Source organism: Parasphingopyxis marina (genome assembly GCF_014237875.1).
Lineage (GTDB): Bacteria > Pseudomonadota > Alphaproteobacteria > Sphingomonadales > Sphingomonadaceae > Parasphingopyxis > Parasphingopyxis marina.
The window spans coordinates 817,834-839,489 of sequence record NZ_JACJVJ010000001.1 but is presented as its reverse complement, the minus strand read 5'-3'; the positions used below and the strand labels follow the sequence as shown (position 1 = coordinate 839,489).

Genomic DNA, 21,656 nt, shown 5'->3' with positions numbered 1-21,656 from the left:
CCACAGCCGCGCGGCGAAGGCAAGGGGGCGGCACGGATTTCCGCGATCGGGCGCGCCGCCGCTATGCCTTGATACTTGGCACAGCCGGCCGACGACCTAGCCGAGTTCGCCGATCAGCTTCGCCAGTTCGATCACCTGGTGATCCTGATGATAGCCACCGATGATCTGGAGGCCGATGGGCAGGCCCGCCGCATCCTCGCCGATCGGCGCACTGATCGCGGGCAGGCCCGGATAGGTGGCGATGCCGATCCAGCCGAACTGCGCGCCGAAAGGCACCTCCTCGCCGCCGATCGTCAGCATGCGGCCATCCATGCCCTTGGGATCGTGCGGAAAGGCCGTGGTTCCCGCCACCGGCGCGAGCACGGCGTCATAATCTTCGAACAGCGCCCGCCACTGGCGGCGGCAGCGCGCCTGCGCGTCGAGCATGTCGAACCAGGCGGGAAGCTTCGGCATGTCGACGCCCATGCTCGGATCGCGGACCGCGAGCACGGTGAGCAGCATGCCCACATATTGCGCGTGCAGCGCGCCGAGATCGGGCAGCAGATCGCTACGCCGATCTACCGTGGCCCCGGCGCGTTCGCAGGCCGCCGCCCGGTTCTCCACCGCCGCGGCGATCGCGTCCTCGACAGCGAAGGCGGCATCGGTGACGACGAGCAGCCGGCACTCCGAAAGCGCCTGTTTCCGGGGACGCGGCAGCGCGATATCGGAAACGATGTCCAGCGCGAGCGCGATATCCGCGCAGTTGCGCGCCAGCGGGCCGACCACGGCAAGCGGCAGATCGGCGCCGTCGGTGCCCGGAAAGCCGTGGCCTTCGAGCGTGATCGCGCCATAGCTCGGCTTGTGCCCGTAAACTCCGCAATAATGGGCCGGAACCCGGATCGAGCCGCCGATATCCGACCCGAATTCGAGCGGCACCATGCCCGCCGCAAGCGCCGCCGCCGCGCCGCCCGACGAGCCGCCCGGCACGCGCTCGAGATCGTGCGGATTGTTGGTCCGGCCATAGACGGGATTGTTCGCCTGCCAATCGGCGAGCATCGGCGGGACGTTGGTCTTGCCGAGGATCACCACGCCCGCATTCTTCAGCCGCGCTATGGGAGGACCATCCGCGTCGGGAATATAGCCGGCATGGGCTTCCAGGCCCCAGGTGGTGGGCAGGCCGGCGACGTCGTTCGATTCCTTCACCGTCATCGGCACGCCCAGCAACGGCTTCGTTTCGCCCGCCGCCAGCGCCGCATCGGCCGCTCTCGCCGCCTCCCGCGCCCGATCGAAATCGCGCACGACAACGGCGTTGATCGGCGGATCGCGTTCCTCGATCCGGGCAATCGCCGCTTCGCATTCGGCAAGGGCGGAGCTTTCACCCTTGGCGATGCGCCGCGCGGTTTCGATGGCCCCGGCTTCGCTCACCTCCAGCATCGGCTCTCTCCCATTCGAACCGCCTAGTTGAACCGTTCACCCTTTTCCGCCTTGTCCTTCAGCAGCTGCGAGAAGGGAAAGTCCGGACCCAGCCGATCGGCATGTTTCTCCAGCCCGTCGGCAATCGTCTTCAGCCCGATCGTATCGGCCCAGAACATCGGCCCGCCGGTATAGACCGGCCAACCGTAACCGTTGATCCAGACGACATCGATGTCGCTCGCGCGCTGCGCCATACCCTCTTCGAGGATCAGCGCACCCTCGTTGACCATCGGATAGAGCAGCCGCTCCTTGATCTCCTCACGCGAGATATCGCGCTGCACGACGCCCTGCTTTTCGGCAAACTCCGAAATGATGGTCTGCACCTCGTCCGAAGGCGTGCGGTTGCGGGCTTCGTCATAATCGTAAAAGCCCGCCCCGGTTTTCTGGCCGCGCCGGTCCAGCGCGCACAGCGCGTCGCGGATGCTTTCGACCCGGCTCGGATCGCGGTGCCAGCCGATATCGAGCCCGGCGAGATCGGACATCTGGAACGGCCCCATCGGGAAACCGAAATCGAGCAACACTTCGTCGACTTCCCAATACTTCGCGCCTTCCATGATGAGCGCATTCGCCTGTTGCTGTCGGGGCGAGAGCATCCGGTTGCCGATGAAACCGTCGCAGACGCCCGCGACGACGGCGATCTTCCGGATCTTCTTGGAGAGCGCCATCGCGGTTGCCAGCACGTCGTCCGCGGTCTTTTCGCCGCGCACGACTTCCAGCAGTTTCATGATGTTGGCCGGCGAGAAGAAGTGGAGGCCCAGCACATATTCGGGCCGCGACGTCGCCGCCGCGATCTCGTCGACGTTGAGGTAGGAAGTGTTGGAGGCGAGGATCGCGCCCTGCTTCACCACCTCGTCGAGCTTGCCGAAAACCTGCTTCTTGACGTCCATATTCTCGAACACCGCTTCGATCACGAGATCGCAATCGGCCAGATCGGCATAATCGAGGGTCGGCGTCAGCAGGCCCATCGCGGCTTCGACCTGATCTTCGGTCATCCGGCCGCGCTTGGCTGTGCGCTCGTAATTCTTGCGGATCGTGCCGGTGCCGCGGTCGAGCGCTTCCTGCTCCATTTCGAGGATCGTCACCGGGATGCCGGCGGAAAGGAAATTCATCGAAATCCCGCCGCCCATCGTCCCGGCGCCGATCACGCCGACCTTGTTGATCGGAATGAGCGGGATATCCTTGTCGATGCCCTCGATCTTGTTGGCGGCGCGCTCGGCGAAGAAATAATGGCGCATCGCCGCCGATTGCGTGCCGGTCATCAGCTTCATGAAAAGCTCGCGTTCCTTCGCAACGCCATCGGCGAAACTCATCTCGCCCGCCGCTTTCACGGCCTGGATGCCCGCTTCTGGCGCTTCGAATCCCCGCAGCTTGCGGCCGTTCTTGGCGCGGAATTCGTCGAAGATCGCCGGATTCTTCACACCGTCCTCGTTCGCCGTGCCCTCGCTGGAACGCGGCACGGGCTTGCCGATCTGTTCGCGCGCAAAGGCGATGGCGTCGGCCGCCAGGCTGTCTTCGCCGACAATCTTGTCGACCAGCCCGATCGCCTCGGCATGTTTCGCCGGAACGGGATCGCCGCCGACCACCATCGGCAGTGCGGCCTCCGCGCCGACGAGACGCGGCAGGCGCTGCGTACCCGCGGCACCCGGGATCAGGCCGAGCTTCACCTCGGGCAGGCCGATCTTCGCGCTCGGCACGGCAACCCGGTAGTGGCAGCCAAGCGCGACTTCGCAGCCGCCGCCCAGCGCCGTCCCGTGGATCGCCGCGACCACCGGCTTGTCGCTCGCCTCGATCAGATCGATCACTTCGCCAAGGCCGGGCTCCACCGGCGGCTTGCCGAATTCGGTGATGTCGGCGCCCGCGAAGAAGGTGCGGCCTTCGCAACGAATGACGACCGCCTTGACCGCATCGTCGCCCAGCGCTTCCTCTATTTCCGCCTTGAGGCCCTGGCGGACGGCGGCGCCCAGCGCGTTCACGGGCGGATTGTTGGATATGATGACGAGAACGTCGTCCTGACGTTCGGCGGTGATGACCGACATGGGGGAGTATCTCCTGTTTTCCGGAATTTTCTTTCGCTTGTCGCGCATCGCCGGGGCCGCTGGCAAGGCTGACGTTACGTCAACTGCTCCAAGCCCTTGAGCTTGAGGCGGAACCACCATAGCCTGCGTTGCAAAGAAAGACCGGATCGAACGAATCCGGCATTTGCCCGAAGTGGAGAGACCGAGTCGTGACAGAGACCTTCCTCAATCCCGATCGCCCGGATTGGCCCGCCATGACCCTTGCCGAGGCCGAGGAGATGCTGACCGGGCCGGGCGCGACGTTCGAAACCGAAGATGTCGAAATCCGGGGCCATATGACCCGGGTCTGGAAGAATATCCCGCCGACCTTCCCGGCCTTCGCACGGGCTCTCGTCGAGGCTTTCGGAGACAATGAGTTTATCGTTTTCGACGAGGAACGGATCACCTATCGCGACTGGTACCGGGCCGCGACGGCGCTGGCGCACAAGCTTCACGAGATGGGCGTCGAAAAGGGCGATCGGGTGGCGCTTGCCGCGCAGAATCTCCCCGAATGGCCGGTCGTCTATTATGCCGTGCTTTCGCTTGGCGGCATCGTCGTGCCACTCAACGCCTGGTGGACGGGCCAGGAACTCGAATATGGCCTGACCGATTCCGGGGCGAAGATCCTGATCGCCGACGGCCGCCGCTATGACCGGATCAAGCCGCTGCTCCCGGAAATAGACGGAATCCAACAGGTCATCGTTACCCGGCCTTCGGGCCCGCTCGATAAGGGCGTGATCGGGCTCGATGCGCTGATCGGGCCGTCGTCCGGCTGGGGCACGCTTCCGCATGACGATTTTCCCGCGGCCGATATCGGGCCCGAAGACGACGGCACGATCCTCTATACCAGCGGCACGACCGGCCATCCCAAGGGCGCGGTGGCGACCCATCGCAACTCGCTGACCAACCTCCTGTCCTCGGGCTATGCCACAGCCCGGGGCGCACTGCGCCGGGGCGAAACGCCCGAACCGGCAAGCCCGCTCACCATCCTGCTCGTCATCCCGATGTTCCATGTCACCGGCTGCACGGCGATCATGGGCCCGGCCATGGCCAGCGGCTCCAAGGTCGTGCTGATGCGCAAATGGGACGCGACCGGCGCGCTCGAACTGATCGAGCGCGAGAAAGTGACCATGACCGGCGGCGTGCCGACCATCGCCTGGCAGATCCTCGAACATCCCGATCGCGCCAAATATGATCTCTCGAGCCTGGAGAGCATAACCTATGGCGGCGCGCCGGCGGCGCCCGAACTGGTCCGCAAGATCAAGAGCGAATTCGGCGCCTCGCCCGGCAGCGGCTGGGGGATGACCGAAACATCGGGCACCGTCACCGGCCATACCGCCGAAGACTATCTCCATCGCGCCGACAGCTGCGGCCCGCCCGTGCCGGTCGCCAAGCTCAAGATCATGTCGGAAGACGGCACGCGCGAACTGCCGACCGGCGAGATCGGCGAATTATGGGCGTTCGGCGCGATGGTCGTGCGCGGCTATTGGAACAAGCCCGAAGCCAATGCCGAGAGCTTTATCGACGGCTGGATCCGCACCGGCGACCTTGCCCGGCTCGACGAGGAAGGCTTTTGCTATATTTGCGACCGCGCCAAGGACATGATCATCCGGGGCGGCGAGAATATCTATTCCAGCGAAGTCGAAAACGTCCTCTACGACCACCCCGCCGTCACCGATGCCGCGCTGATCGGTCTGCCGCACAAGACTTTGGGCGAAGAACCGGCGGCGGTCGTCCATCTCGCCCCCGGCAAGACGGCGAGCGAGGAGGAACTGAAGAGCTGGGTTTCCGAGCGGCTGGCCAAGTTCAAGACGCCGGTAAGGATCGTGTTCGTCGACGACACCCTGCCGCGCAACGCCAATGGCAAGATCATGAAAAAGGACCTGGCCGACCTGTTCTTCGCCGAAGCCGAAACGGCCGCCTAGAGGAAGAGCGCCACGCCTTGCATGCCGGTCACGATCTGCTCGCCGCGCGTATTCCAGACGCTCATCACCTGGCTCGACGCGCCATGCCGCGCATAATCCGAGCGCGACCGCAGCAACCACCAGCCGTCGTCGGTTTGGGGCGTCGTGGTGAGGATATTGACCTGCCAGGTGATCGAGCTGATCGGGCCGAAGCCGTCGACTAGCCGCATGGCGGCAGGCGGCAGCGCGTCGGCGATCAGCATCAACTCGACCATCGGGTCGATATCCGCGCGATCCCGCAAGCGGATCCAGCGCAGATAGTCGGCCGGCCCCTGCCCCTCGACATCCTTCACATCGGCGAATTCGAAATGCTGGAGGAAAGACAGGGACGTCGCGCGCGTCGTCGCCTTGCCGATATCGGGCGGCGGCACCGGCGGATAATCGGCCTGGACGTGGTCGATCGCCGATTCCCGCTCGTCCATGCAGACGAACAGCGTTTTCAGCCCCAGGGTCCAGTCGCCATCCTTGTCGAAATGAATGTCGCTCTGGACGAAGCTCGCGGTGCGCCCGATCCGGAGCGGCACGGGTTCGACGCGGATATCGCCGGCGATAGGCCCGACAAAGGCGACCTGCGCAGACCGGAGCGGCGGCAATGTCTCGAGTTTTTGCTGGGCCGCATGCAGCGCGACCGCGGCGCTGAGGCCTCCATAGGCCGTGCGCCCCTGCAGCCATTCCTGCGGGACATGGCCGTCAAGGCCGGTTTCGGTCTCGCGCATCGCGGCGAGGAGCTCGGGAAAGTTCATCGTTGTTTCAATTCTGCGGCCGCGGGATCGCCGTCGCAATCGCTTCGGCCTGTTCGAAAAGGGCGGGCGCGATCGCGAGTTCGGCCGCAGCCGCGTTGTCGTCAAGCTGCTCGGGCCGGCTCGCGCCGACAATCGCCGACGCGATATTGGGCTCGCGCAGCACCCAGGCGAGCGCGAACTGCGCCATCGTGCAGCCGGCCTCTTGGGCGAGCGGCTTCATCCGGTCGACCGCCGCGATCACCTCGGGCCGCATGAGCCTGTCCATGAAGCCGCCCATCTCGTCGCTCGCGGCGCGGCTGTCAGCCGGGGGCGGGGCGTCCGCACTGTATTTTCCGGTCAACATGCCCTGGGCGAGCGGCGACCAGACGATCTGCGAAATCCCGTTTTCGGCGCAGAGCGGGATGACTTCCTTTTCAGGCCGCCGCCAGAGCAGCGAATATTGCGGCTGGCTGGAAACGAATTTTTCCATCTCCGGTACCATCGCCAGGGCATCGCGAATATTCTGCGGCGACCACTCGGAAAAGCCGATATAGCGCGCCTTGCCCTGTTGCACGACGCGGGTCAGCGCCTCCATCGTCTCCTCGAGCGGCGTGTTTTCGTCATAGCGATGGCACTGATAGAGATCGACATGGTCGGTCCGCAGACGGCCGAGCGATGCGTCAATCTGCTTGGCGATCTGTTCGCGCGAAAGGCCGCTGTCTTCCACCGACATCGGGAAATAGACCTTGGTCGCCAGCACATAGCTGTCGCGCGGCCGGTCTTTCAACGCCTCGCCGAGCACCGATTCCGATGCGCCCCGGCCATAGACGTTCGCCGTATCGATGAAGTTGATGCCGAGATCGAAGGCCCGGTTCACACAGGCGATCGCTATGTCCTTCTCGATCCCGCCGGCGGTGGTGAGCCAGGTGCCCAGAGAGATTGCCGAGACTTCAAGGTCGCTCGATCCGAGCTTGCGATATTTCATAGATACAAGGCCTTCACAGTTCCTTGCCGGGCCGCCGCGACAACCCGACATCGAGATGCGCCCCGGCGTCCACCAGCAAGGTTTCGCCGGTCACCATTCGGCTGCCCTTGTCGAGCAGCAGAAGAACGGCATCGGCCACGTCCTCCGCCTGGGTGGCATGGGCCAACGGCACGCTGCCGGCGATCTTGGCGTTCAGCGTCACCATGCCTTCGTCGCCGAGCATATCCCGAAACCATCCGGTGCCGACATAGCCGGGGCTGATGGCGTTGACTCGGATATCCGGCGCCAGCGCGCGGGCCAGCGATTTCGTCATCGTGATCAGCGCGCCCTTGGTGGCGGCATAGGCGACCGAAGACCCGATGCCGAAATGCCCGGCGACCGAGGTGATGTTGACGATCGCGCCGCCACCGGCCTCTCGCATCGCGGGCACGCAAGCGCGCACCATCTCGAAGGCGGCGGCGACGTTGAGCCGGTAGAGATCGAGAAAATCCTCGGCCGAAAGCCCGTCGAGATCCTCATGGTTGACCATCTTGGTCTTGCCGGCATTGTTCACGAGCAAATCGATCCGGCCCCATCGGGCGAGCGCGTCTTTGGCCAGCTTGTCGGCCTCGCCCGAAGCCAGATCGGCCTGGAACGCAGCCGCATTTCCGCCGATCGCCGCGGCCAGCGCCTCGGCTTCGTCCCGGCTCTTGGAATAGTTGATCGCGACCTTCGCGCCGCGCGCGGCCAAGGCCTGCGCGGTCGCCGCGCCGATGCCGCGCCCGCCGCCGGTGACGATCGCGACTTTCCCGTCGAAGAAATCCTGTGCCATCAATGCGCCGCCTGTTTCGGCAATTGCCGGGTCACGGGATGCGAGGAGGAAAGCCCGCCGTCCACCGCGATCGCCTGGCCGTTCACATAGCTGGCATCGTCGGAGGCGAGGAAGGTGACGACCCCGGCCAGTTCTTCGGGTTGGCCGCCGCGTTTCAGCGGGTTGAGCTGGCCGATTTTCTCGAGCTTCCCGGCATCGCGCGCATAATCGAATACCGGCTTCGTCATCCCGGTTTCGATGATGCCGGGGCAGACGGCGTTGATGCGGACATTGCTGCCGGTCATCTGCTGCGCGGCGGTCTGGACGAGGTTCATCACGCCCGCCTTGGACGCCGAATAGGAGCTCGGCCCCGCGCCCGAACGGATACCCGCGACCGAGGCGGTGCAGACAATCGCACCCCCGCCGCGCTTCTCGATTTCGGGCGCGCCATATTTGATCGCCAGAAAGGGCCCGATCAGGTTGACCCGCAGCACCTCGGCCCAGTTTTCGGCATCGCTGTCGAACAATCCGCCGGAAAGCCCGCCCGTAATCCCGGCATTGGCGAAGACGATATCGAGCCCGCCATGGTCGGCAACCGCGCGCTCGACGAGCGCCCTGACGTCGGCCTCTACGCCCGCGTCCATCTCCACGCCGATGGCCGTGCCGCCCGCCGCCGTGATTTCCTCGACCGTCTCGTGCACGCTCGGCATCTTGTCGGCGGCGAGGACCTTGCCGCCTTCGGCCGCGAAACGCTTGGCGGTCGCCCGGCCGATACCCGAACCGGCCCCCGTGACGATGATCGATTTTCCTTCGAAGCGGTTCATGCGCTTATCCTCTCTATTCGGTTCAGATCGTCCGGCCGCCGTCGACGACAAGCGACTGGCCGGTCATGAAGGTCGAGGCGGGCGAGGCGAGATAGACGGCGGCGCCGGCGATCTCGTGCGGTTCGCCGATACGCCGGAGCGGCGTCGAGGCGTTGACGGCTTCCTCTGCCTTGGGATTTTCCCACAGCGCGCGCGCGAAATCGGTGCGAATCAGCCCCGGCGCGATACAGTTCACGCGGACATTGTCCGGCCCATATTCATGGGCGAGGTTGCGCGCGAGCTGCATGTCGGCGGCCTTGGAAATGCAATAGGCGCCGATCGTTTCCGAGCCGCGCAGCCCGCCGATCGACGAGACGATGATGATCGATCCTTCGCGCCGCTCGCGCATTTCGGGCACGACCATCTGGATCAGCCAATGGTTGGAGACGATATTGTTGTCGAGGATCTTGCGGAACTGCTCGTCCGCCATCCCTTCCATCGGCCCGTAATAGGGGTTCGACGCGGCATTGCAGACCAGCACGTCGATCTTGCCGAAAGCCTCGCGCGTCCGATCGACGAGATTTTGCAGATCTTCTTTCGAAGAGATGTTCGCGGGCACGGCAATCGCCGTTCCCTCGCCATGCTCCGCGTTGATCGCGGCGGCGACCTCGTCGCAGATCGGCTGCTTGCGGCTCGAAATCACGACCTTCGCGCCATGCTCGGCCATTTCCTCGGCAATCGCCTTGCCGATCCCGCGCGTGGAACCGGTAATGATCGCGACTTTTCCGGTCAGATCGAATTGGGACATACTAACCTCTTCCTGCGCCTTTTCGGCCTGGTCTTCATCGTTCCGGGCACGGGTTCACCCGGGCGCGCCGGCGGCCTTTGCGAATTTCCAGGCGGCCTGGGCGAGTTCGGGCACGCGTTTCGCGCGTTCCTCGGCCTCGGGCGAGGACGCCGTCCCGTCCAGCCAGCGCTTCTTGATCCCCTGCAAGATGCCGGTGAGCCGGAACAGGTTGTAGGAGAAATACCAGTTGAGATCGGGCACCGCGTCCCGCTCGGTCAGCTCGCAATAGAGCGCGGCCGCTTCCTCCAGGGTCGGGATGCCGGTTCCGCCGAGCGTCTCTCCGCCGAGCGAGGCCGTGCCCTTGCCCTCCATCACCCAGTTCATCGCGAGATAGGTGAAATCGGCCAGCGGGTCGCCGATCGTCGACAGTTCCCAATCGAGCACGGCGACGACTTCGGGCCGGTCGGGCGCATAGATCATGTTGTCGATCCGGTAATCGCCATGGATGACGCTGGTCCGCGTCTGCTCGGGCACGGTTTCGGGCAACCATTCGATCAGCCGCTCGACCTCGTAGATCGTCTCGGTTTCGGCAAGACGATATTGTTTCGTCCAGGTCGCGATCTGGCGCTCGAAATAATTGCCGGGCTTGCCATGCCCTTCAAGGCCGATCTCGATATAATCGAGAGTGTGGAGCCGCGCGAGCGTGCCGATCATCGAGCGGTAGATCGACGTGCGTTCGGCGGGATCGCATTCGGGGAGCATTCCGTCCCAGAAGGTCCGCCCCTCGACCATCTCCATGATATAGAAAGCCGAACCGACGACTTTATCGTCCTCGCACAGCGCATAGGGCTTCGCGACCGGAAAGCCGGTCGGGTGGAGACCGACGATGGCGCGATATTCGCGGTCGACGGCATGGGCCGAGGGCAGCAGCTTGCCGAAAGGCTTGCGCCTCAGGACGAAGGCTTTGCCCGCCGCGTCCTCGATCCGGTAGGTCGGGTTGGATTGGCCGCCGGAAAATTTGGTGTAAGCGGCAAGACCGGCAAAGCCCTCGACATGCTCGCGCATCCAGGCGTCGAGATTGTCCTCCTTCAGCCGATCCTTTTCGGCCACGCCTTCGGCGCTGATCGCTTTGTCGGCCATCCTCTATCCTGTGCCCCTGTCCGGTGCTTGCGCTTATCGCTTTACGTAGACGTAACGCGGCGGCGGAGTTGAGTCGAGTGGCGCCGGCCAGACCATGGACTTTTGTTCGCGCCCGGTTATGCCTTGGCGATCTCTCCCCAGCTTACGGATCGGTATGCCATGACCCTGCGCCTCGCTCCTTTCGCCGCCTCGCTCGCCGCGATCGCTTTCACCCTCCCCGTGGCCGCGCCCGTGCTCGCACAAAGCGAAGCCGCCCAGACCGCCGACGAAAGGCTGCGCGCGCTTTACGAGGCCGACTGGGAATGGAGCCTCGCCGACCAGGCGACGACCCATGACGAAGACGGACAGCTGACGTCGGGCGACCATTTCCCTTCGGTCACGCCCGCGGACTACGAACGCCGCCTCGCCCATTGGGAGGAAACGCTCGCCGCGCTCGACGCCATCCCCGCCGACCAGCTGTCCGAAGCCGAGCGCATCAACGCTTCGGTTTTCCGTACCAATCTCGAAATCGCGATCAACGACACCCGCTACCGCGAATATGAAATGCCGCTCAACAGCGACTCCTCCTTCTGGTCCGGCATCAATCCGCGCCCCGGACGGCTGACCCGCGCCGGCGATTTCCAGCGCTATCTCGGCCGGCTGCGCGACCTGCCCCGCTATTTCGACGAGAATATCGCCAATATGCGCGCCGGGCTCGCCCGCGGCTTCACCGTTCCGCGCGTGACTCAGGTTGGCCGCGATGCTTCGATGGAGCCTTTCACCAACGCCGATCCGGACGAAAACCCCTTTTACGCGCCCTTCGCCGACATGCCCGATGCGATTCCCACTGCCGAACGGCAAGCGATGCAGGCGGAGGCCCGCGCGCTGATCGCCGAGGCGGTTGCGCCCGCCTATGCCGAGCTCCTCGCCTTCTACCGGGACGAATATCTTGCCGGAGCGCGGACGACGACCGGGGCGAGCGACCTGCCCGATGGCGACGCCTATTATGACACGCAGATCCGCGAGTTCACGACGCTCGACATGACGGCGGAAGAAATCCACCAGCTCGGCCTTTCCGAAGTCGCCCGCATCCGCGCCGATATGGAAGCGACAATCGCGGAAACGGGTTTCGAAGGCAGCTTTGCCGAGTTTATCCAGTTCCTGCGCACCGACCCGCAATTCTACGCACAGACGCCCGAGGAACTGCTGATGTTCTCGGCCTATGTCGCCAAGCGCGCCGATGCGACGATCGGCGATGTGATCGGCGTCCTGCCCCGCCGCCGCTTCACCATCCTGCCGGTGCCGGACGAGATCGCGCCTTTCTACACGTCCGGCCGGGGCGGCCTCAGAAGCTGCCTGATGAACACCTACGACCTGCCGAGCCGCCCGCTCTACAACGCGCCTGCGCTGACCCTGCACGAATGCGCGCCGGGCCATTCGATGCAGGCGGCGCTCGCCGAGGAACGCGATGCCGGCCCCGAATTCCGCCGTTACACCTATTTCTCCGGCTATGGCGAAGGCTGGGGACTCTACACCGAATATCTCGGCATCGAGATGGGTATCTATCGCACGCCGTATGAAAATTTCGGGCGGATGACCTATGAGATGTGGCGCGCCGCGCGGCTCGTGATCGATACCGGGCTGCACCGCTATGGCTGGAGCCGCCAGCAGGCGATCGACTATCTTTCGGAAAATACCGCGCTCTCCGATCTCGAAATCGAGAACGAGATCGACCGCTATATCAGCTGGCCGGGCCAGGCGCTGGCCTACAAGCTCGGCGAGCTCACCATCCGGCGGATGCGCGGAGAGGCCGAGGAAGCGCTGGGCGAGAATTTCGACCGGCGCACCTTCCACGACGAGATACTGGCGCTCGGCTCGGTGCCCCTGAGCACCCTTGAAGACCATATGCGCCGCTGGATCGCGGAGCAGCAATCCGGCGATTGAGCCGGCTTACTTCGTCGTGCTTTTGATGCTCGAGACCGTCGCGTTGGTGAGCTTGATCGTGTGATGCGCTTCTTCGCTCTCGCTGGACGTTTGGCCGGCCGAAAGCGAGCGGCTGACGGTTTCGGGGTTATACTGCGCATCGGCGCCGCCCTGGACGGCATCGAGATCGCGATCGTCCAGCTCCGCGGTTTTCTTGCGTTCGGTCATGTGCATGTCTCCTTCGACTAGCTGTCGCCGTGGCTACCGCCGACCTGATAGCTGGAAACGATCAGGTCGCTAAATACAATCTTGGCAGGCGGCGCATCGCCGTTGATATCGCCCGCAGCGACGTGCACGCCGCCCTGATAGTGCGGCTGATACGCCGCGGCCTGATTATCGCCGCGCGAAGCGCCGCCGGCAACCGCTTCGAGTTCGCGGTCGTCGAGATGGATGGACTTGTCGGTCATCATTTCCTCCCTGCTGGTGAGGCCGGACTAGCCCGGACCCGCCAGCCATGGAGTGACGCCCGTCACCGTTTCGCAAAAAAACGTAGCGGCGCGTGGCGGCCCGCCAAGCCGGGGCCTGTCGGTCGACAGCGGCTGCGCGAACCGGGTAAGACCCGGCTCGGGACATATCTGCGCGCGCGCAACCAACAATATTGATTAATCATCATTATTGCGCCTAGGATGCGGCCCCAGGAGAGAATGCCATGATCGTCCATCCCTACGGCCAGTTCGACAATTCGGCGCGCGACTATGCGCATATCGAAGCAAAGCCCCTTGCCGCCGCCATGGGCGCGGAGATCGCGGGCGCCGAGCTTGCGAACCTGTCCGACGCCGCCTTCGAGGAAGTGCGCGACGCGCTGTTCCGCCACAAGATGATCTTCTTCCGCGGCCAGAAGATCAGCCATGGCGAGCATGAAGCCTTCAGCGCGCGCTTCGGCGCGTTCGCCGAGGATGCCTATACCCAGGGCGTGCCCGGCCATCGCGACGTCCATCCGCTGATCAAGGAAGCCGATGCGGTAACCGGCCATATCTTCGGATCGGGCTGGCATACCGATTCGCCCTTCATGCCCGAACCGCCGGCGATCACCTGCCTGCGCAGCATCGAGATTCCGCCCTATGGCGGCGACACGATGTGGGCGAATTCCGCCCTCGCCTACAAGATGCTCAGCGATACGATGAAGGCGCTGCTTGAGCCGCTGCGCGTCCATATGTCGATGCGCAACGTGTTCGTCTCCGCGCAGGCCCATGCCAAGGCCGATGACGGCCCGGTCGGGCGGCTCTCCGCGCTGAAGGGCGCCGATATCCCCGAAGATGTCGCGCGAAAGATCGAAGGCACATGCCATCCGCTCGTCCGCACCCATCCGGTGAGCGGCGAGAAGGCGCTCTATTTCGATCCCTCCTACGCGATCGGCTTCGAAGGGCTGAGCGAGGACGAAGCCCAGCCGATCCTCGATTTCCTGGGACGCCATCTGACCCAGCCGGCCTTTACCTGCCGGTTGCGCTGGGAACCCGACATGCTGGCGATGTGGGACAACCGCCTGTGCATCCATCAGGCGTTCAACGATTATGACGGCTTCCGCCGGGAGCTGTACCGCACGACGATCGCCGGGGAGAAACCCGCCTAGCCGCATGGAGTTGCGAAGGCCCGGCAGATGAGGCAAGCCATGGCCCTGCCCGTCGCAACAGGACCCATGCACATGCTCAGACCGCTCCTTCTCGCCGCCCTCGTCATCGCCGCTCCCGCCGGCGCCGAAATGCGCGAATATCGTGTGCTTTCCGGTGGCAACGATGTCGGCCATCTCAACGTGGATGCCGAGCCCGGACGCGTCGTGATCGATTACGATTACAAGAATAACGGCCGCGGGCCGACCATCGCCGAGACCGTCGCGCTCGACGAGAATGGCTACCCGACGGCCTGGGAGATCGCGGGCGCGGCAACCTTCGGCAACCAGATCGAAGAAAGCTTCGCGCGGACCGGCGACGGCGCACAATGGCGCGATTCGACCGGCACGGGCGAGGCCGCGATCTCGCATTTCTACGTCCCGCAGAATAGCAGCCCCTGGGCGCTGGCGCTGCTAGCCCGCGCATTGCTTGCCGACGAGGATCACAGCATCGACGTGCTGCCGGGCGGCGGCGCCACCTTGACCGCACGCCGCACCCAGACCTTCGAAGGGCCAGGCGGGCCGGTCACCGCGACGACATACGAGATTGGCGGGATCGAGCTCAATCCAAGCTATGTGCTGCTCGACGAGCAGGGCATTTTGTTCGCGGTGGCGTCCTCCCGCTTCGCCGTCATCCGTTCAGGCTATGAAGCGGCAGACGCGGATCTGCGCGCCTATGCGCAGCAGCTTTCGACCGAGCGTTTCGTCTCGATCCAATCCGAAGCCGCGCACAATTTCGATGGCCCGGTGCGCATCCGCAACGTCCATGTCTTCAACCCCGCAACGCTGGAGCGCGAAGGGCCCTTCGCGGTCGTGTGGAACGGCGAGCGCATCGCCGGCGTGCAGCCCAATGACGAACCGGCAACCGAGGGCGAGACGATCATCGACGGCGCCGGCGGCACCCTTGTGCCCGGCATGTACGAGATGCACGCGCATCTCTCGCAAGACGACGCGCTGCTCAACATCGCCGCCGGCATCACCTCGGCCCGCGACATGGGCAACGAGAATGACGTGCTCGACGGCCTGATCGAACGCATCGAGGCGGGCACCATCGCCGGCCCGCGCGTCACCCGCAGCGGCTTTATCGAGGGGCTGAGCGAGTTCAGCTCACAGACCGGCGAACTGGTCGAGACCGAGGAACAGGCCCTCGACATGGTCCGCTGGTACGGCGCGCGCGGCTTCTACCAGGTCAAGCTCTACAATTCGATGACGCCGGAATGGGCTCCGGCTCTGGCTGCCGAGGCGCACCGGCTCGGCATGCGGGTCACCGGCCATGTCCCGGCCTTTTCCAACGCGGACGCAATGATCGCGGCCGGGTTCGACGAGCTCACGCATATTAATCAGATCGTGCTCGGCTGGATCCTCGAAGAGGGAGAGGATACGCGCACGCTCCTTCGGCTGACGGCGCTCGACCGGCTGCCCGAGCTCGATCTCGCCAGCGAACCCGTCCAGCACACGATCGGCCTGATGGCGGATAACGACATCGCGCTCGATCCTACCGTCACCATCCACGAATCGCTGCTGCTCGGCCGCAATGGCGAGATTTCGCCGAGCTTCGCCGCCGTCTTCGATCACATGCCGGTCGGCGAGCAGCGCAGCCTGCGCCAAGCCTGGTCGGACGTCTCCGCCCCCGGACAGGACGAGAAATATCGCGGCGCGTACGCACAGATCATCGCGACCCTGCGGATGATGCGCGAGCGCGGCATCCGCCTCGTCCCCGGCACCGATATGGGCGGCTCCTTCGCCTATCACCGCGAACTCGAGCTGTTCGAGGAGATCGGCTATTCGCCCGCCGAAGTGCTGCGGATCGCGACCCTCGGCATGGCGGAATATCTGGGGCAGGACGAGGATCTCGGCTCGATCGCGCATGGCAAATATGCCGATTTCTTCCTGATCCCCGGTGACCCCACGGCCGATCTCGGCGCGATCCGGGCGATCTCGATGGTCGTCGCCAACGGCACCGCCTATTTCCCGAGCGAGATCTACCCGCATTTCGGCATCCGGCCCTTCGCCGAGGCGCCGGCGGTAACGCCAGCGGACTAGACGGTACCGATCAGGCCGGGGGCGTCGCCTCCATCACCGCGTCGAACTTCGCCTGCATGGCATCGCGGAAGATGCCGTGCGTAACCACGAAGGGCGCGTTTTCAAGAATGCCCTTGGCCACCATCTCGCCGGCTTCCTCGGGCTCCATCCAGTCGTCGCCGAGCACGCGTTCGGACAGCGCCTCTTCGGACTCCGCATAGCCGCTGCCTTCGCGCAGATGCGCGGGCCGGTTGAGCTTCGCCTCATGGATGTTCGACTTGACGAAGCCGGGCAGCAGCGCGGTCACGCCGATCCCGTCCGGCTCCAGCTCGTTGCGCAGCGCTTCGGAGAGCGAGATCACCGCGCCCTTGCTCGTCGCATAGATGCCGAGCGTGCCGGGCATCTGCACCGTCCCGGCCAGCGAGGCCGTGTTGACGATATGCCCGCCGCCGCGCTCCTTCGCCCGGGCGATCATCCGCGGCATGAAGGTGACGATACCGTTGACGACGCCGCCGATATTCACGCCGAGCCCGAAATCCCAATCGGCATAGGTCGCCTGGCGCAGCGGCCCTTCGGTGCCGACCCCGGCATTGTTGACGAGGATGTCGATGCCGCAGTGCCGCGCGTCGATATCCTGCGCCGCCGCCTCGAAGCCCGCGCGGTCGGTCACGTCGAGCAATAGCGGCTCGACGCGCTCGCCCTGCCCCGCCGCCGCGAACGCGGCCACAGCCTCGTCGAGATGGTCCTGCCGCATATCCGCGAGGATCGCGAAGGCGCCGCGCCCGACCAGCGCCTTGGCGATGCCGAGCCCGATGCCCGATGCGCCGCCGGTGATGAAGGCGATTTTGCCCTCGAAGCTGTCGATCGTCATGCTGTCCTCCTCATACCGGCGCATCCTTGCTCTTGGCGGTGAAGATGTCGCGGCGCTTGCCCGCCCATTCGATCAGCGCCTCGGTGCGTTTCTTCGCGCCTTCGGGGTCCGATTCCAGCGGCGGGAAGGCCTCGACGATCTCCGCGAAATGCGCGGCGATCCCCTCTTTCGCTTCCGGGTAGGGGATGATGTAGAGCGCGTTTGCATCGATGCCCTTGCGGACATTTTCGGCGAGCTCCATCGGGTCCATCCCGTGCTGGTAGATATCCTTCAGCGCCTGTTTGCTGTCCTCGTTGACGACATAGCCGGAGCGCTTCAGGTGCGCGGGCCGGGTATCGCTGGAAAGCGCGATATTGGAATTGATATTGGCCGGGCAGAGCACCGAGACGCCGATATCGTATTTTTCGAGCGCGCCGCGATAGCCCTCCATCAGGCTGATCACCGCCGCCTTGGCCGCCGAATAGAGCGCTGCGCCGTCGCCGCCGCGAAAGCCGCCGAGCGAGGACGTGGTGACGATATGCCCCGGCCGCCCGGCCTTGATCATCCGCGGCACCATCGTGACCATGCCGTTGACGACGCCGCCCAGATTGACGCCGAACACCCAATCGAAATCCTCATAGGTGGAGGCTTCGGTGGGGCCGTGGGCGAACACGCCCGCGGTGTTGAAGAGCAATTCAGGCGGGCCGCCATAGGTCTCCTCCACGGTATCGGCGACGCGCGCATAGGCTTCGCGGTCCATCAGGTCGAGCTGCGCGCCCTCGGCCTCGATGCCCTCGCCGCGTAGCGCCTCCAGCGCCTGTGCCAGCGCGTCGCCGCGAATATCGGCGATGAAGATGCGGCAGCCCAGCCCCCCGAAGTAGCGCGCCTGCCCGAAGCCCGCGCCATTGGCGCCGCCCGTGATAAAGGCGGTCTTGCCCCGATAGTCCATCCTCATCCTCCCCATAGCCGCTGCCCGGCTTTTGTATGCAGCGCATAATATCGGGAAATGGAGGCAAGGCCAATCGGATGCGCGCCACCAGGCGAAACGGGGCCCAAACTTTACGAACTTCACACGCAGCGTTGCCGGGACACGCCACAAAATTTCCTACGCCCTCGCCCGGCACGCCGACGCTTCGATCTGCACCGTATCGAGCGTAAACGATCCGTCCGCCTCGATCGCATAATAGGCCGCCGTTTCGGCGGAAGCGCGTTCCTGCAGCGAACGGATCGCCACCCGATGCGGCTCGGCGGTCCGCATGCGTTCGACCCATGTCGAATACTCCATCCGCAGCCGGCGGGTCAGCGTGTTCCGCACCCGGAAGCCGGCGCGATCGAGCGCCGCTATCCATTGCGAGGCCGTATAGTCGCGGACGTGCGAGGGATCCCGCAATGTTTCGACGGTCTGGAGATGGGTGTCGAACGCGGCATGCCCCGGCGCGATCACGTCGATAAAGATCGCGGTGGCACCGGGCTTCAGGACACGCCTCGCCTCGCGCAGCCCGGCCTCGAAGTCGCGCCAATGATGCGCGGAAAAGCGGCAGCCGAGGAAATCGAATGTGCCGTCCGCAAAGGGCATGGATTCGACGGGCGCCACGCAGGTCTCGATGTTCGTCAGGCCTTTCTCCCGCGCCGCGGCCGTCACCGCGTCCGTCATCGCCGCGGAAAGATCGACGGCGGTCACGGCGCCGGCATGGGCGGCGAGCCGATAGGCGACATGGCCGCCCCCCGATCCGGCGTCGCAGGCTCGGTCCGGCTTCTCGCGCGCGGCAATCGCCGCCAGCGCCTCGAGATCTTCGCCTTCGGCATGGACGGCGCTTTGCACATAGGCGCTTGCCTGCGCGCCGAACTGGTCGTCGACCAGGGTTTCGTGGGAACGGGTCATAAATCAATCCTCCTGGAATTCGACCCAACACCGCCAATTAAACTAGTACAATAGACAATTTTATCCTGTTATAAGATGACCCATGAGCAGCAACGAACAGCGCAAATTACTGGGGCAGTTCGTCCGTTCTCACCGGGATCGCATTACCCCCGACCTGTCGGTCCGCCGCCGCCGGACGCCCGGTCTGCGGCGCGAGGAACTGGCGGCCCGGGCCGGGATCGGCGTCACCTGGTGCGCATGGATAGAACAGGGGCGCGACGTCAGCGTCTCGCCGGCCACGCTCGCCCGGCTTGCCGTGGCGCTCGCGCTCACCCCGGCGGAACGCGCCTATCTTTTCGAGCTGGCGGGACGCCGCGATCCCGAAGCGCCGCGATCCGCGCCGATCTCCCAGGCGCCGGAAGCCGTTACGGCACTGGTAGCGGCGCTGTCCTGCCCCGCCTACGGGCTGGACCCGCAATGGAACGCCTGTTGCTGGAACGCCGCCGCCGAACGGCTGTTCGTGGGCTGGCTGGGCGAAGGCCAGCAGAGAAACCTGCTGCTCTACATGTTCGCCGAGCCATCCTCGCGCGAGCTGATTCCGGATTGGGAAGACCGGGCGCGGCGCGTGCTCGCGGAATTCCGGGCCGATTATGGGCGGCTGGTGGACGATGCGGCGCTGGGCGAACTTGTGGAGCGATTGCGAGCCGAGTCCGAATTCTTCGCGCGGGAATGGGATGCCCAGTCCGTCATGGCGCGGGAGGGGGGCTCGCGAATGTTCGTGCATCCGCAAGACGGGCCTCTCGCCTATGTGCAGCACACTTTCAGCCCCGCCGAGCGACCGGACTACAAGCTCGTAACACTGTTCCCGGAGGGCGATAGCCCCGCTTAGCGCAGGGCGTCTTTGGCGCCGCCGCATGGCGCGGCGCCAAAACGCCGATCCTCAAGCCCGGGCGTTTAGGCTGTTTGCTTGGGCATCATCGCACCAGCCGGGCGATGATCGCCTGCGCGACGGGATCGCGGGGCCGCACCTCGAGCGTCGCGACGGCTTCGCGCAAGGCCGCCGTCTCGTCGCCCGCCGCGAGCAGCGCCTGGGCGAGATCGCGCCGCACCGGATACCAGAAGGCAGGTGGATCGCTGAACTGGCTGAAATCTTCGGTTTCCTCGGTCGCGGCCGCTTCGGCGAAGAAGGCCGCGGCCTCGTCATAGCGCCCTTCCATCATCGCCAGCCGTCCCGCCAGAACGGCGCGCGTAATCGCCAACATCTGGTCGGCGGCGGGGAGCCGGTCGTCTTCTTCCGCTTCGGACTGCGCGATATTTTCGGGGATCGCGTCGCGCTCCGCCGCCAAGCCCTCCCCATCGCCCAGAAAGGCATAAGCCTCGCCGCGCGCATAATGCCAGGCCGCCTGGAGATAGGGCAGCCGGGGCTCCTCGAGCGCCAGCACGACGTTCGGGCTCTCGAACCGGCCCATCGCAAAATAGGCCGCCGACATCAGCAACTGGGCGAAATAGCTGCCTTCGTCTCGCGATTGCGCCCGCTCGATCATCGGACGCGCAAGCATTAGCGCGGTGCGGGAATCGTCTGCCATCATCGCGCCGCCAAGCCCGAAGATCACATTATGGACATGATAGGGGATGCCCCACACGGCCATCGGGTCCTCATCGCCCATCGCCATCGCCTGATGCTCGCCGATCTGGACGGCCATGCGATTGGCATCGGCGGCGTCGCCGTATCGCCCGACCCAATAATAGGTGTGCGAGGGCATATGGACGAGATGGCTGGCGTCGAGATTCATCGCGGCCAGCCGATCGGCGGCCGCTTCGGCCAAAGCGGGTTCGCCGTAAATCTCGGTCGCGTGGATATAGAAATGGATGGCGCCGCTATGATCGGGGCTGCGCGCCAGGACAGGCTCGAGCAGGTCCATCGCCCTGCGCATCGAGGCGGTTTCGAAATCGCTGATCATCTGCGCGTCGGCGGCCAGCACCTGCAGCGTATCATGTTCGGGGAAGCGCGCGGCAAGGCGCGCCATGGCCTGCGCATAAGCGGTGTCGCGGTCGTCGGTAGTGCCTTGGGGGCGGTAGCGCTCGATCATCGCCTCGGCAAAGCCGCGTTCGAAGTCGGAATCGCCCGCCATCGCCAGCGCTTGCTCGGCGACGGCATGGGCCGCTTCGCGCTCTTCCATCGACTTGGGGTAGTTGACCGTCGGCCCCAGCGTGAAGGCATGGCCGGCCAGGCACATGGCGCAGTTGGGATCGCGCCGCACGGCTTCGGCCATGGCGCGAATCGCATCCTCATGGGCAAAGGCGAAGGCAAGCTCGATACCGTTATCGAAAAAGGCCTGGGCTTCGGGAACGCTCGTCGCGACGGGAAAGCCGCCATTGCCGTGATTGGCTATCAGCGCGGTGGGCGCTTCGGCTTCGCCCGGTGTTGCGGCGTGATCCATCGCGCCGTGCGCGGTTTCGCTTTGCGTCTCCTCCCCGGCCGCTTGCGGCGCGGCGCTGACGGCTCGCTCGCTATGGCCGCCCTCATTGCTTTGCGCCTGCGCCGCCATCGCTCCGAATGCGCACACTGCGCTGAATCCCAACCGTAAAATCATGGGCGGCCCCCTCAATCGATCAATCTACCCGCCATGGCGGACCGGGCCGCGCAAGGGAAGGTGA

Annotated in this window: 19 protein-coding genes; 5 read left to right on the top strand and 14 right to left on the bottom strand. The window is 65.0% G+C overall.

The window, feature by feature from the left end; all coding sequences use genetic code 11:
* Positions 1–96 precede the first annotated feature (96 nt).
* Entirely contained in the window at positions 97–1,413 is a 1,317-nt protein-coding gene (locus H6P80_RS04115) for an amidase family protein (RefSeq protein ID WP_185800052.1), read from the bottom strand.
* Positions 1,414–1,436: 23 nt separating this feature from the next.
* Positions 1,437–3,488: a 3-hydroxyacyl-CoA dehydrogenase NAD-binding domain-containing protein gene (locus H6P80_RS04110; protein WP_185800051.1), complete on the bottom strand. Its 2,052-nt coding sequence runs from the start codon at positions 3,486–3,488 to the stop codon at positions 1,437–1,439.
* A gap of 233 nt (positions 3,489–3,721) precedes the next feature.
* Between H6P80_RS04110 and H6P80_RS04105 the strand changes: the two genes are divergently transcribed.
* Complete coding sequence (locus tag H6P80_RS04105; protein ID WP_185800970.1) at positions 3,722–5,431, top strand: class I adenylate-forming enzyme family protein; 1,710 nt, start codon at positions 3,722–3,724, stop codon at positions 5,429–5,431.
* On the opposite strand, the gene H6P80_RS04100 is transcribed toward H6P80_RS04105, so the two are convergent.
* Genes H6P80_RS04100 through H6P80_RS04075 form a run of 6 tightly spaced genes read right to left on the bottom strand, consistent with a single transcriptional unit; the run spans position 5,428 to position 10,697 of the window.
* Positions 5,428–6,213 (bottom strand): acyl-CoA thioesterase, encoded by a 786-nt coding sequence (locus tag H6P80_RS04100; RefSeq protein WP_235973705.1) that lies wholly within the window; start codon positions 6,211–6,213, stop codon positions 5,428–5,430. The genes H6P80_RS04105 and H6P80_RS04100 overlap by 4 nt on opposite strands.
* 7 nt (positions 6,214–6,220) lie before the next feature.
* Positions 6,221–7,177, bottom strand: a complete 957-nt coding sequence (locus H6P80_RS04095; RefSeq protein ID WP_185800050.1) for an aldo/keto reductase family protein — start codon at positions 7,175–7,177, stop codon at positions 6,221–6,223.
* Between the two features lie 13 nt (positions 7,178–7,190).
* A complete protein-coding gene (locus H6P80_RS04090; RefSeq protein ID WP_185800049.1) occupies positions 7,191–7,988 on the bottom strand; it encodes an SDR family NAD(P)-dependent oxidoreductase in 798 nt (265 codons plus the stop codon).
* Positions 7,988–8,791: an SDR family NAD(P)-dependent oxidoreductase gene (locus H6P80_RS04085; RefSeq protein WP_185800048.1), complete on the bottom strand. Its 804-nt coding sequence runs from the start codon at positions 8,789–8,791 to the stop codon at positions 7,988–7,990. The genes H6P80_RS04090 and H6P80_RS04085 overlap by 1 nt, the downstream gene beginning before the upstream one ends.
* Positions 8,792–8,813: 22 nt before the next feature.
* Positions 8,814–9,578, bottom strand: a complete 765-nt coding sequence (locus H6P80_RS04080) for an SDR family oxidoreductase (RefSeq protein ID WP_185800047.1) — start codon at positions 9,576–9,578, stop codon at positions 8,814–8,816.
* 54 nt (positions 9,579–9,632) lie between these two features.
* Positions 9,633–10,697 carry a phosphotransferase family protein gene (locus H6P80_RS04075; RefSeq protein ID WP_185800046.1) on the bottom strand — a complete coding sequence of 355 codons (1,065 nt, stop codon included), beginning with the start codon at positions 10,695–10,697 and terminating at the stop codon, positions 9,633–9,635.
* 159 nt (positions 10,698–10,856) lie between these two features.
* Between H6P80_RS04075 and H6P80_RS04070 the strand changes: the two genes are divergently transcribed.
* Positions 10,857–12,620, top strand: coding sequence for a DUF885 domain-containing protein (locus H6P80_RS04070; RefSeq protein WP_185800045.1), 1,764 nt, complete (start codon positions 10,857–10,859; stop codon positions 12,618–12,620).
* 6 nt (positions 12,621–12,626) lie between these two features.
* Here the strand turns inward: H6P80_RS04070 and H6P80_RS04065 are convergent, their stop codons facing one another.
* Both H6P80_RS04065 and H6P80_RS04060 read right to left on the bottom strand, forming a co-directional pair.
* On the bottom strand, positions 12,627–12,827 hold the full coding sequence (locus H6P80_RS04065) for a hypothetical protein (protein ID WP_185800044.1): 201 nt from the start codon (positions 12,825–12,827) through the stop codon (positions 12,627–12,629).
* A 17-nt stretch (positions 12,828–12,844) separates the two neighbouring features.
* Complete coding sequence (locus H6P80_RS04060; RefSeq protein ID WP_185800043.1) at positions 12,845–13,066, bottom strand: hypothetical protein; 222 nt, start codon at positions 13,064–13,066, stop codon at positions 12,845–12,847.
* 242 nt (positions 13,067–13,308) lie between these two features.
* Here H6P80_RS04060 and H6P80_RS04055 point away from each other — a divergent pair, with 242 nt between their 5' ends.
* Together H6P80_RS04055 and H6P80_RS04050 are read left to right on the top strand one after the other, a co-directional pair.
* Positions 13,309–14,229, top strand: coding sequence for a TauD/TfdA dioxygenase family protein (locus H6P80_RS04055; RefSeq protein ID WP_185800042.1), 921 nt, complete (start codon positions 13,309–13,311; stop codon positions 14,227–14,229).
* Between the two features lie 72 nt (positions 14,230–14,301).
* A complete protein-coding gene (locus H6P80_RS04050; RefSeq protein ID WP_185800041.1) occupies positions 14,302–16,308 on the top strand; it encodes an amidohydrolase family protein in 2,007 nt (668 codons plus the stop codon).
* A 10-nt stretch (positions 16,309–16,318) separates the two neighbouring features.
* On the opposite strand, the gene H6P80_RS04045 is transcribed toward H6P80_RS04050, so the two are convergent.
* The 3 genes from H6P80_RS04045 to H6P80_RS04035 all read right to left on the bottom strand — a co-directional run bounded on the left by H6P80_RS04045 (position 16,319) and on the right by H6P80_RS04035 (position 19,019).
* Entirely contained in the window at positions 16,319–17,158 is an 840-nt protein-coding gene (locus H6P80_RS04045; protein WP_185800040.1) for an SDR family NAD(P)-dependent oxidoreductase, read from the bottom strand.
* Between the two features lie 10 nt (positions 17,159–17,168).
* Positions 17,169–18,086 carry an SDR family NAD(P)-dependent oxidoreductase gene (locus H6P80_RS04040; RefSeq protein ID WP_185800039.1) on the bottom strand — a complete coding sequence of 306 codons (918 nt, stop codon included), beginning with the start codon at positions 18,084–18,086 and terminating at the stop codon, positions 17,169–17,171.
* Between the two features lie 156 nt (positions 18,087–18,242).
* Positions 18,243–19,019 carry a class I SAM-dependent methyltransferase gene (locus H6P80_RS04035; protein ID WP_185800038.1) on the bottom strand — a complete coding sequence of 259 codons (777 nt, stop codon included), beginning with the start codon at positions 19,017–19,019 and terminating at the stop codon, positions 18,243–18,245.
* Between the two features lie 82 nt (positions 19,020–19,101).
* Between H6P80_RS04035 and H6P80_RS04030 the strand changes: the two genes are divergently transcribed.
* On the top strand, positions 19,102–19,887 hold the full coding sequence (locus H6P80_RS04030) for an MmyB family transcriptional regulator (protein ID WP_185800037.1): 786 nt from the start codon (positions 19,102–19,104) through the stop codon (positions 19,885–19,887).
* 85 nt (positions 19,888–19,972) lie between these two features.
* Here H6P80_RS04030 and H6P80_RS04025 read toward each other — a convergent pair whose 3' ends face one another.
* The gene (locus H6P80_RS04025) at positions 19,973–21,592 is read right to left on the bottom strand and encodes a hypothetical protein (protein ID WP_221892875.1); all 1,620 of its coding nucleotides are present in this window, start codon (positions 21,590–21,592) and stop codon (positions 19,973–19,975) included.
* Between the last annotated feature and the right edge of the window lie 64 nt (positions 21,593–21,656).

Bases quoted from the DNA above. Each gene is read 5' to 3' on its own strand.
- H6P80_RS04115 (WP_185800052.1), bottom strand. From the start codon at position 1,413: ATGCTGGAGGTGAGCGAAGCCGGGGCCATCGAAACCGCGCGGCGCATC.
- H6P80_RS04110 (WP_185800051.1), bottom strand. From the start codon at position 3,488: ATGTCGGTCATCACCGCCGAACGTCAGGACGACGTTCTCGTCATCATA.
- H6P80_RS04105 (WP_185800970.1), top strand. From the start codon at position 3,722: ATGACCCTTGCCGAGGCCGAGGAGATGCTGACCGGGCCGGGCGCGACG.
- H6P80_RS04100 (WP_235973705.1), bottom strand. From the start codon at position 6,213: ATGAACTTTCCCGAGCTCCTCGCCGCGATGCGCGAGACCGAAACCGGC.
- H6P80_RS04095 (WP_185800050.1), bottom strand. From the start codon at position 7,177: ATGAAATATCGCAAGCTCGGATCGAGCGACCTTGAAGTCTCGGCAATC.
- H6P80_RS04090 (WP_185800049.1), bottom strand. From the start codon at position 7,988: ATGGCACAGGATTTCTTCGACGGGAAAGTCGCGATCGTCACCGGCGGC.
- H6P80_RS04085 (WP_185800048.1), bottom strand. From the start codon at position 8,791: ATGAACCGCTTCGAAGGAAAATCGATCATCGTCACGGGGGCCGGTTCG.
- H6P80_RS04080 (WP_185800047.1), bottom strand. From the start codon at position 9,578: ATGTCCCAATTCGATCTGACCGGAAAAGTCGCGATCATTACCGGTTCC.
- H6P80_RS04075 (WP_185800046.1), bottom strand. From the start codon at position 10,697: ATGGCCGACAAAGCGATCAGCGCCGAAGGCGTGGCCGAAAAGGATCGG.
- H6P80_RS04070 (WP_185800045.1), top strand. From the start codon at position 10,857: ATGACCCTGCGCCTCGCTCCTTTCGCCGCCTCGCTCGCCGCGATCGCT.
- H6P80_RS04065 (WP_185800044.1), bottom strand. From the start codon at position 12,827: ATGACCGAACGCAAGAAAACCGCGGAGCTGGACGATCGCGATCTCGAT.
- H6P80_RS04060 (WP_185800043.1), bottom strand. From the start codon at position 13,066: ATGACCGACAAGTCCATCCATCTCGACGACCGCGAACTCGAAGCGGTT.
- H6P80_RS04055 (WP_185800042.1), top strand. From the start codon at position 13,309: ATGATCGTCCATCCCTACGGCCAGTTCGACAATTCGGCGCGCGACTAT.
- H6P80_RS04050 (WP_185800041.1), top strand. From the start codon at position 14,302: ATGCTCAGACCGCTCCTTCTCGCCGCCCTCGTCATCGCCGCTCCCGCC.
- H6P80_RS04045 (WP_185800040.1), bottom strand. From the start codon at position 17,158: ATGACGATCGACAGCTTCGAGGGCAAAATCGCCTTCATCACCGGCGGC.
- H6P80_RS04040 (WP_185800039.1), bottom strand. From the start codon at position 18,086: ATGGACTATCGGGGCAAGACCGCCTTTATCACGGGCGGCGCCAATGGC.
- H6P80_RS04035 (WP_185800038.1), bottom strand. From the start codon at position 19,019: ATGACCCGTTCCCACGAAACCCTGGTCGACGACCAGTTCGGCGCGCAG.
- H6P80_RS04030 (WP_185800037.1), top strand. From the start codon at position 19,102: ATGAGCAGCAACGAACAGCGCAAATTACTGGGGCAGTTCGTCCGTTCT.
- H6P80_RS04025 (WP_221892875.1), bottom strand. From the start codon at position 21,592: ATGATTTTACGGTTGGGATTCAGCGCAGTGTGCGCATTCGGAGCGATG.